The sequence below is a fragment of the Peptacetobacter sp. AB800 genome (genome assembly GCF_047807365.1).
Taxonomy (GTDB): domain Bacteria; phylum Bacillota; class Clostridia; order Peptostreptococcales; family Peptostreptococcaceae; genus Peptacetobacter.
Window position 1 is genome coordinate 239,198 of record NZ_JBLOUI010000001.1, and the last position, 10,102, is coordinate 249,299.

The 10,102-nt window shown below is 31.7% G+C and carries 13 protein-coding genes and 1 other annotated feature; all 13 genes read right to left on the reverse strand.

The features are described from left to right. Window positions 1-96: 96 nt before the first annotated feature. Window positions 97-344, reverse strand: a binding site (T-box leader). Between the two features lie 122 nt (window positions 345-466). After that, the gene (locus ACK2WN_RS01155; RefSeq protein ID WP_201416148.1) at window positions 467-1,081 is read right to left on the reverse strand and encodes a DivIVA domain-containing protein; all 615 of its coding nucleotides are present in this window, start codon (window positions 1,079-1,081) and stop codon (window positions 467-469) included. Window positions 1,082-1,095: 14 nt separating this feature from the next. Beyond that, window positions 1,096-1,881: an RNA-binding protein gene (locus tag ACK2WN_RS01160; protein WP_300528629.1), complete on the reverse strand. Its 786-nt coding sequence runs from the start codon at window positions 1,879-1,881 to the stop codon at window positions 1,096-1,098. A 1-nt stretch (window position 1,882) separates the two neighbouring features. Beyond that, on the reverse strand, window positions 1,883-2,131 hold the full coding sequence (locus ACK2WN_RS01165) for a YggT family protein (RefSeq protein WP_199647493.1): 249 nt from the start codon (window positions 2,129-2,131) through the stop codon (window positions 1,883-1,885). 34 nt (window positions 2,132-2,165) lie between these two features. After that, the gene (locus ACK2WN_RS01170; protein WP_300528635.1) at window positions 2,166-2,642 is read right to left on the reverse strand and encodes a cell division protein SepF; all 477 of its coding nucleotides are present in this window, start codon (window positions 2,640-2,642) and stop codon (window positions 2,166-2,168) included. Window positions 2,643-2,666: 24 nt separating this feature from the next. Further along, on the reverse strand, window positions 2,667-3,368 hold the full coding sequence (locus tag ACK2WN_RS01175) for a YggS family pyridoxal phosphate-dependent enzyme (protein WP_300528637.1): 702 nt from the start codon (window positions 3,366-3,368) through the stop codon (window positions 2,667-2,669). Window positions 3,369-3,673: 305 nt separating this feature from the next. After that, window positions 3,674-4,081, reverse strand: a complete 408-nt coding sequence (locus ACK2WN_RS01180; protein ID WP_300528639.1) for a hypothetical protein — start codon at window positions 4,079-4,081, stop codon at window positions 3,674-3,676. Between the two features lie 32 nt (window positions 4,082-4,113). Then, window positions 4,114-4,317, reverse strand: a complete 204-nt coding sequence (locus ACK2WN_RS01185) for a hypothetical protein (RefSeq protein ID WP_300528641.1) — start codon at window positions 4,315-4,317, stop codon at window positions 4,114-4,116. Continuing rightward, window positions 4,281-4,814, reverse strand: a complete 534-nt coding sequence (locus ACK2WN_RS01190; RefSeq protein ID WP_300528644.1) for a hypothetical protein — start codon at window positions 4,812-4,814, stop codon at window positions 4,281-4,283. The genes ACK2WN_RS01185 and ACK2WN_RS01190 overlap by 37 nt, the downstream gene beginning before the upstream one ends. A gap of 479 nt (window positions 4,815-5,293) precedes the next feature. Then, window positions 5,294-6,301: an NAD(P)H-dependent glycerol-3-phosphate dehydrogenase gene (locus ACK2WN_RS01195; RefSeq protein ID WP_300528646.1), complete on the reverse strand. Its 1,008-nt coding sequence runs from the start codon at window positions 6,299-6,301 to the stop codon at window positions 5,294-5,296. A gap of 20 nt (window positions 6,302-6,321) precedes the next feature. After that, on the reverse strand, window positions 6,322-6,930 hold the full coding sequence (gene plsY / locus ACK2WN_RS01200) for a glycerol-3-phosphate 1-O-acyltransferase PlsY (protein WP_300528648.1): 609 nt from the start codon (window positions 6,928-6,930) through the stop codon (window positions 6,322-6,324). Between the two features lie 22 nt (window positions 6,931-6,952). Then, the gene (der, locus tag ACK2WN_RS01205; protein ID WP_300528650.1) at window positions 6,953-8,278 is read right to left on the reverse strand and encodes a ribosome biogenesis GTPase Der; all 1,326 of its coding nucleotides are present in this window, start codon (window positions 8,276-8,278) and stop codon (window positions 6,953-6,955) included. A 37-nt stretch (window positions 8,279-8,315) separates the two neighbouring features. Beyond that, complete coding sequence (locus tag ACK2WN_RS01210; protein WP_118548329.1) at window positions 8,316-9,644, reverse strand: DUF512 domain-containing protein; 1,329 nt, start codon at window positions 9,642-9,644, stop codon at window positions 8,316-8,318. A gap of 252 nt (window positions 9,645-9,896) precedes the next feature. Next, window positions 9,897-10,102, reverse strand: a 206-nt coding sequence (locus ACK2WN_RS01215; RefSeq protein WP_416154579.1) for a hypothetical protein, incomplete at its 5' end; no start/stop codon positions are given.

Consider the following 10,102-nt stretch of genomic DNA (forward strand, 5'->3'; position numbering starts at 1 on the left):
AATTCACCCTTTCCTCTAATTATTCTTTATCTTTAATTGCTCAAGTTTTCCAAAATAAGTTTTTCAAATAAAAAAAACTCGTCGCCTTTGCATACACAAAGGGACGAGTTGCTCGCGTTACCACCCTAATTCCGCATAGATAAATTTAAAAATTATCTATACGACACTCTACTGTATAACGGCACATTACCGGAATAACTTATTTGATAAATCCAAATAGGATAAATCTTTCAGCCTTCAGCTCCGAAGTGATATTCAACTCAGTATATTTTGCCGGTTCTCAGCTAATCCGGTTCTCTGTAAAAATAAAATCATGAGTCTACTGTCTTCATCATAGCCTTTAAAGATTTTGTTTTCTATACTTTGAAAGTTTATACCAAAAACTAATTTTAGTCAATAGTTATTTTTTATTTTTTTCAGATAATTCTATATTATCTCTAAATTCAATATTATTTATAATATTTTTTTATAGATTGAATATGTCTTCTGGAGAAGTTCGTTCCTCATCAGAATGATATTCTTCTTCATCATCCATTGCTCCAGTTGCGCCAAAAGTATCATCTATATCAAATCTTTCATCTTCATAACTATCCATAGCAGTTCTCCATTCATACTGACTTGCAAGTCCAGTATCTATATTAGAGCATATTTCGTCTATATTTTTTATTTCGCTTTCTAGAAGTGATTTGAATTTATTTTTGAACATCTTAAATTCAGCAGTAAGATTATCGTATTCTTTTCTGATTTCGATAACTCTGCTTGTAGCTTCGTCTATTTTCTGTTTTCCCATAAATTCAGCTTCTTCTACTATTATTCTAGCTTTTTTATTTGCAGCAGATGTAGTATCTTCTGCAGCTGTCTGAGCTGTTATAAGAGTTTCTTTTAAAGTATCCTCTATGTTTGTGTATTTATTTAACTGCTCGCTGTACATTCTAACTCTCTCTTTAAGAGATTCATTTTCTCTTATAAGATTTTCATAATCTACTCTTAAATCATCTAAAAATTCATCAACTTCTTCACAGTTGAATCCTCTCATAGATTTTTTAAAAACTTTTTCTTCTATCTCCTGTGGTGTTATCATTATCTTCTCCTCAACTATAATATTATTCTAGCTTTTACTCTAGTTCTTCCTTTTCTGGTCTCCCCGCCTATTTCAACAACTTCAGATCTTCCTTTTCCCCTTACTGAAATAAGATCTCCTGAAGATACCGTCTTTGATGCAGATGTTATCTTTTCATAATTCAAATGGACTCTCTCCGCATTTATGTACTTTAGACTTTCCTGTCTAGAAATATTGTATATTCCACTTATTACACAATCTAGTCTATCTGAAGATACTGTAAACGAGATATCTTTGTATTTCTTTTCTGAAGTCTTTAATTCTTCTCGATTTATTTCCTTTACTTTTACAGAATTTGTAGCAACTTTTGTGAGGTTCATAACAATATAATCACATATATCGCTGCTAACTACAACCTGACAAAAATCTTCGTGAATTAATATATCACCTATCTTTTCTCTCTTTATTCCAAGCCCTAAAATAGAACCCAAATAATCTTTATGAGATACACTTCTAAATTTGAAATTTCCATCAATCTGTATGAATTTTATAGGCTGCTCAATATCCTCATACTCCATATAAAATGGGTATATAGATAGCACACTTCTCTCCGCACCTTCATATCCTCCATCAGAATGATACTTCAAATCAGACTCTGAATTAATTATATCCATAGCATTCTTTATCTCAAATGGATTCATAAATTCAGTACTTTTTGCTTCATAATTCTTTAGACAGGTATTAGCTTTATCTATCAATTTGAACATCTTGTTCTTTAATTCTATATCCTTTATGTGGTTAGTAAGTCTTATCTTGTCCATCCTATAAAACTAGTCCTTTCAAGAATATCAGTATTATTATCGCTATAACAGGCGAAAAATCTACAGGACCAGAGTAATTTTTATAAAGTATTCTTCTTATAGGTCCTTCTATTGGCTCTGTTATTTCGTCCATTATCTGATATAACTTTGTTTCCATAAGAGATGGAACCCATGTAAATAAGCTTTTAACCACTATTATCCATGAAATTATATCAAGAAGATAGGCTATAGCTATCCTTAATGTATGCATTAGCATTCCCACTTTCATCTATATTATTTTGTTATTATTTCTGCCAAGGGAAAAGCGCTCTACTTTCTAGTTCTTTTTTCACACTGGCATCTATATCAACATTATTTGGAGCAAGTATGAATATTGATCCAGCAACTTTCTGGATATCTCCATCTAATACATAAACTGCCCCATTTAAGAAGTCGAATATAGATTTTTTAACCTGTGGAGATGATACTCCATCTAGGTTTACAACTACTGTTTTTCTCTGTTTTAAAGCATCTGCTATCTGAGTTGCTTCGTCGTATATTTTAGGAGCATATATAACAACTTTCATATGTCCTCCTGCTGGGTAGTCGATTACTTTTCCTATTTTAGGATTAGATGGTAGAGCACTGTAATCTTCAGTTTCTTCAACTTCCTCTTCTTCCTCTACATCATCATATTCGTATTCATCACCTTCATATTCATCGTAATCTAAATCGTCATCATCACTGAATATATTCTTCATTTTATCGATTATTTTTGCCATGTTACTGTCCTCCAATTTACTTTGTTATTTGTTGTAATTTCTTTTTCCGAATATAGCAGTTCCGACTCTAACCATTGTAGCTCCCTCTTCTACAGCTATTTCAAAATCATTTGTCATACCCATAGAAAGCTCTTTCATCTCAACATTTCCTATATTCATATTATTTATTTCATCAGAAAGCTCTTTAAGATCTCTGAATACTTTTCTTATCTCATCTCTCTCAGCGTCAAATGGCGCCATTGTCATAAGTCCCTTTATCTTTATATTGGGATATTTTTCAGCTACTAATCTAACAAATGGCTCTACTTCTTCTCTAGACATGCCGTGTTTACTCTCTTCTCCAGAAATATTCACCTGAACAAGACAATCAATCACCCTACCTATTTTATTAGCTCTCTTGTCTATCTCCTCAGCAAGCCCTTCTCTATCTAAAGAATGTATCATACAAACCTTGTCTATTATATATTTAACTTTATTTGTCTGTAATGATCCTATTTGATGCCATCTAATCTTATCTCCTAAAACCTCATACTTTCTCGCTAATTCCTGAGGCTTATTCTCTCCAGCATCTAAAGCATCTGCTGCTATAGCTTCCTCAACCTTATCAACATCAACAGTCTTAGTAACTGCAATAAGCTTTATATCATCGGCATCTCTGCCAGCTCTCTTAGCTGCATCTGCTATTCTCTTTCTTATACTTTCAATATTTTCTCTAATATTTTCCATATAAATCACCGCCTATTTTTAAAATTTAAAAATATATGATCTATATCATACTTTTAACTATCTAAATTTATCATTTTTTAATCGTAAAATCAAAAAACACAATCAAATGACAAAATCAGAGCATAATTTCAATATTTTATACCATATTATATTATACCAAATTTAACAACTTATAAAAAGAGAAAAAAAGGGACTGTCGCAAATTATTACAACAATCCCAATATTTAACTTTTATATTTAATCTATAGTTTTTTATTTATTATATATTTATAATTTAGTAGAATATTATTTATTTTTATTATTATCTATTCCCCTTTTTTCTCTCTTCTTAATTTTGAAACTAAGCAACCAACTATCGCCATATAAACAAGAACAGCTATTAGAGCAATAACAAACTGAACTGTAGTAAAATCAATAGTAAATACACCTAATACTAAAACGAAAAATGAATTTGCATTAGATCCACCACTTTGACATTTCCCATAGAAGAATGGTGTATTCATCCATCTTTCAAAAGCAAAAAAGATTAAGCCTAGTAAAAGTAATATTATTCCTAGTCCATTAATCCAGTTAATAGGTAATAAAAGGTCTTCAAAAACTTTTTGAGCATAAGGTTCTGCTAAGCGAAATACTATTGATACTGCTAGAAAAAATCCACTTCCTATAAGGATAGTATTTCTTTCAAATTCACTCATTTTACTTGTTTTACTCATAATAATTCCTCCTTTTATTTTATATCATAGTTTTATTCCCCAAAAGTAGGTGCTCTATAGCCATGTACTATAGAATTTAAATTTCCTGAATATCCACTTCCTCTATTTGCATAATCTGTATTTTTACATTTACATAGTGTTAAAGAAACCTCTTTACAAACAATTGGACATGTAAATGTACATTCTTGTCTTAATCCTGCTACACCATTAGATAAATTTCTTTTTTTACCATACATAAACTTTTCCCCCTTTCAAATTTAACTAAAATAGTTCCTATACTTATCATAGTTATTAATTCTTTAAAGATAGAAAATATTTGAGAAACATATGTTAATATATCTGTTGCTCCTTGCATTTGTGCTTTATCTATCAAATCATACACTTCAGAATTTTCAAATTTTTCTACACTTAGTTCATCTATTTTCTCTAAAGATTTGATGTTTATATTTTTAGTAAAGTTTAAATTAAATTTAAAACTATAAAATTGATAACTATGTGAAATTATAGAATTTAATATATTTAATCCTATGTACATTAAAAGTAAGCTAAAAATATTTATCAATTTTACATTTGATTTTTGTAATAAATTTATACAATTTTGCATAATTACAATAAGTATTGCAGGAATAATTCCTTGGAAAATCATACAGACTAGTGTAATCAATAAATATAATTTACTATATTTACAAATTAAATGGATACTCTTTTTTAAGCAATATAAAATTTTTTTCAATTTAAACACCTAACTACTTTCAACTATTTCTATATTTTCATACTAACATTTTTTAACAAATTTGTAAATAGTTTATATAAAATATAATCATTGATATTTTTTATATAAAATATTTTATTTTTCTATAATATTTTTTACATAATATAAATATCTTACATTTTACCTTCTATTAAACAATTTTATTTACATATATCGATATAAGCTCTCACAATTTATTTTGTGGTGATGTCTTTTTTTAAAGAACAAATTTGATTGATTTGCTCCGACAATCTGAATAACTTTGCAACATTTTGAAAACTTAGCTTGAAAAGCAAAGTTCGAAGCCAGATAAATCTCCATGCATTTTGCTTTCGGCTAAAATAAAAGAGGGTATATCCAAATACACGACAATCTGCAAGTGGCACGCAACATTTAAATGTGTTACATAAACGTGCGTGCCACTGAAGCCTGGAGTAATTTGGATATACCCTCTTTATTTCTTATAGCCCTATATGTTCTACTTCGTTCTTTTTGTTTCTAGTCATTAGTCCTTTTATTCCTTCATAAGGTTCAAGTCCATCGTGAACAACAGCATATATCGCATTAGTTATAGGCATATCTATACCTAATTTCTGAGCTACATCATGTGCAACCTCAGTAGCAGTTATTCCTTCAACAACCATCTTAACCTTTTCAAGAGTTTCTTCAACAGAGTACCCTTCTCCTATAAGTATCCCTGCTCTTCTATTTCTACTGTGCATACTTGTACAAGTAACTATTAAATCTCCTATACCAGAAAGTCCAGTGAAAGTAATCGCCTTTGCACCCATAGCAACACCAAGTCTACTTATCTCAGTTATACCTCTTGTCATAAGTGCCGCCTTAGTATTATCACCATAGCCTAAACCGTCGCATATACCTGCTCCAAAAGCTATGATGTTCTTTAAAGCTCCACCAAGTTCAACACCTATAAGGTCTGAGTTTGTATAAACTCTAAGTGTTGGCGACATAAACGCATCCTGAACTATCTGAGCGTATTCTATATCTTCTGATGAAACCACTATTGTAGTAGGTAGGTCTTTTGCGACCTCCTCTGCATGAGATGGCCCAGATAACATAACATACTTAGAATCAGGAAGCTCTTCTGCACAAACTTCAGAAAGTCTTTTTCCAGTTCCCTTTTCAAGACCTTTTGCAACATTTACAATAATCTGATCCGGTGTTAATTTTCCTTTTAATTTAACACACATTCCCCTAACAGCCTGAGATGGAACTGCTAAAACAACTATCTTACTATCTTTTACAGCTTCATCTAAATCATCTGTTACATTTAAATTATCAGGAAATGTTGCTCCTGGTAGATATTCCGTATTTTCTCTATTTTTATTTATACTTTCAGCCCGTTCTTTTCTTCTAGACCACATAAGAACGTCAAAATTATTTTTTGCCAGGCTCAAAGCTAGAGCTGTACCCCAGCTACCTGTACCTAATACGCATACCTTCTTCATAATATCCCTCCTGAAGATGATTAATTCTTCTTCTGTCCAATTTTTCTTTCGTTTCCACTAAATACTCTTTTTAAGTTTGCTCTATGTGTATATATTACTGACAGTCCTAAAAATACAGTTACTGGAATAGCCTCTTTTTTGCCCATTAAATACACTACTATTGGTGAACACGCTATACCTATTACTGAACCTAAAGATACGTATTTTGTAACTGCTACAACAACACCAAATACAGCAAAACAAGTAAGCGCTGCAACTGGATGTACTGCAAGCATTGCACCTAGTGATGTTGCAACACCTTTTCCACCTCTGAATCCTAAAAATGCTGGCCAGTTATGACCTACAACAACACCTACAACTGCAACATATTTTGCAGTTAATGTATCTATCGGTATAAATTTTGATACTATACAAGCTACTAAAACAGCAAGAGCACCTTTTAACACATCCCCGATAAAAGTCATCAACCCTGCTTTTTTACCTAATGTTCTTAAAACATTTGTAGATCCTGCATTTCCAGAACCCTGTGTTCTTATATCGATACCAGCTATTCTTTTGGCTATTATATAAGATGTCGATATATTTCCTAGTAAATACGCCACTACGGCAATTAGAATATAACCTAACATTCTCAATAATTACCCCCTTTAATTATCTCTTTTTCTGTCTGTATTCAAATCTTATTGAAGTTCCTTCAAATCCAAAGTTTTCTCTTATTCTATTTTCAAGATATCTCTGATATGAGAAATGAGTAAGTTCTTTATCATTTATAAATAGAGTTATCTTAGGAGGTTTTATATCTGTCTGTGCTCCATAGTATATTTTTAATCTTCTACCTTTATCTGATGGTGGCTGATTTAACATAACTGCTTCACCTATTACCTCATTTAAAGCAGAAGTAGATATTCTCTTAGCATGTTCTGATGCTACGAAATCAACTGTTTCAAGTATTTTGTTCATTCTCTTATTTGTAAGAGCTGATACAAATAGTATAGGAGCATAAGCCATGAATGGGAATTTAGTTCTTATTTCATCAGTATATTTTTTAACTGTTTTATTGTCTTTTTCTATTAAGTCCCATTTATTTATTACAAATATACAAGCTTTACCTTCATCGTGTGCTATACCAGCGACTTTAGTATCCTGTTCTGTAACACCTTCCTGAGCGTCTATTACTATAAGAACAACATCTGCTCTATCAACAGCACTCATAGCTCTTATAACACTGTATTTTTCAACACTTTCGTATACTTTACTTTTTCTTCTAAGTCCTGCTGTATCTATAAGAAGGTAATTCTGTCCATTCTTTTCGAAGTATGTATCGACAGCATCTCTTGTAGTACCTGCTATTGGACTTACTATAACTCTGTCCTCACCTAATATGTTATTAAGTATAGAACTCTTACCTGCATTTGGTTTACCTGTTATAGCAACTTTTATAGTATCTTCGTCTATTTCTGTATTAAGTCCTTCTGGGAAATTAGCAACTATTTCATCTAATAAATCCCCAAGTCCCATACTGTTTGCCCCAGATATTGCAAACGGCTCACCAAGACCTAATTCATAGAAATCATATACATTATCATACTGACTCATACTATCTATTTTATTTACAACTAATATTACTGGTTTATTTGTTCTTCTAAGAGTTTCAGCTATTTCTCTATCCGCAGCAGTTATACCCTGTTTTCCATCGACAACCATTAGTATAACGTGAGCCATGTCCATAGCAAGCATAGCCTGATTTCTCATCTGAGATACGATTATATCGTCGCTCTTTGGCTCGATCCCACCTGTATCTATTAGAGTGAAGTATTTATTTAACCACTCAACCTCTGTAAATATTCTATCTCTTGTTACCCCAGGAGTATCTTCAACTATCGATATCCTCTTTCCTGCAAATTTGTTAAATATTGTAGATTTTCCGACGTTAGGTCTACCAACTACGGCTACAATCGGTCTATTCATATCTGACATTTTATCAACCTTCCTTTCATTTTTTAATTTATATCAGTTATTTAAGTATCTTATCCACGAAATCATGTCCTTCATTTTCACAAGGAACGACTTCATTACCTAAAATTTCTTCAAGCTGCTCAAGCGTTACATCATCTAAGAATATAAGCTCATCAGCTTTTAACATACTTCTTGTTATATAAAGAGTTTCTCCTCTTTCTTTACCTTCTGTCTGTTTAATAATATCCTGAGCTGTTATAAGCCCTGAAACTGTGATTGTTTCTCCCCAGAATTCATTTACTATTCTGTACACATTTATTTTAACCTGAGGGAATTTTTTCATTATAAGCTCTGCCATACTGTTTATAAACTCGTACGCAGACTTCCCTGTAGCTATTGAAACAGTCTTTTCTCTAACATCGTAATCATCTGGAAGCTCATCAAGATAATTCTCTATCTCTGTTCCTAGCTTTCTTATCATACCTACACCGTCTTCAAACTGAAGGAATCCTTCATAAGAATCATAGTCTGGTATTTCTCTATTTGCAATTATGTAGAACTCATCTGACATAAATGCAAATCTTGAGCCAAATTTTTCTAAGCATTTTTCCTGAAGCCCTTCAACTAAATCTAGTGCTTCATTAGCTGTTTTTTCGTTGAATATTTCAAGATGAGGTAGATGATCTCTGTATCTAGTTACCCCAACTGGAACTATTGCAACACTGTTTACATTTGGATAAAGATTAGATAAATCTGTTATAGTTCTTTCTAATTCCTTTCCATCGTTTACACCTGGACATAAAACTATCTGGCAGTTCATAGTTATTCCAGCCTCAGCTAGTCTTTCCATTATGCTGTATAATTTTCCAGCAAATCTATTTGTAATCATTCTCTGTCTTAACTCTGGATTAGTAGTGTGGACAGATATATTTATTGGGCTAATTCTGTATCTTATTATATCCTCTATATCCTGCTCGCTCATATTTGTAAGAGTTACGAAATTTCCCTGAAGGAATGATAGTCTTGAATCGTCGTCTTTAAAGTATAAAGTTTCTCTCATTCCCTTTGGAAGCTGGTCTATAAAGCAGAACATGCACTTATTTCTGCAGCTTTTTGCTTTATCTATAATAGGGTTAGTAAACTCTAATCCCAATTCTTCATCGTAATCTTTTTCTATCTCGTATACCACTCTTTCTCCGCTCTTAGTCTGTATTTCAAGCTCGATATACTCGTCATCAGTTAAGAATCTGTACTGAATAATGTCCTTAACCTTTTCTCCGTTTACCGATATTAAAAGGTCACCGACTTCTATCTCCAACTCTTCCGCTATACTTCCTGGATATATTCTACTTATTATATTGTTCGAATTCTTTACATTAACTTCCACTTTGATATTCTCCTTCCTAAACTTGATTATCTCTCTAACTCAATTTATCAATTACAAAATATCAAATTTCAATCACGCTCTTAAAAAAAGTTATCACATATCATTTTATGATACCATTTTTAAAGAAAGTATTCAACTCTTTAAGAAAATTGTTCTTTCCATTTTCCTATAAATAAAAAAATTAAATATAAAAAAATACTGCCATAGAACACCTTTAAAAGGTGTTCTTATGACAGTACCTTTAACTGACACCTAACGGTTGTCAGTTTTTTTGTATTCAAATTTAGCTCCACAATTAGGACAAATTAATTCTGGCATGTTTTTTTCATTTAGCGAAGCTACCGCTCCTGATGAAAAGAACACATCTTGTCTTAATTCTTCTAAGATAAATTCTGGTACTCCTTTTTCAAATCCACAAGACTTACACTCATAATTGTATAACTTTTGTCCTTTACTCA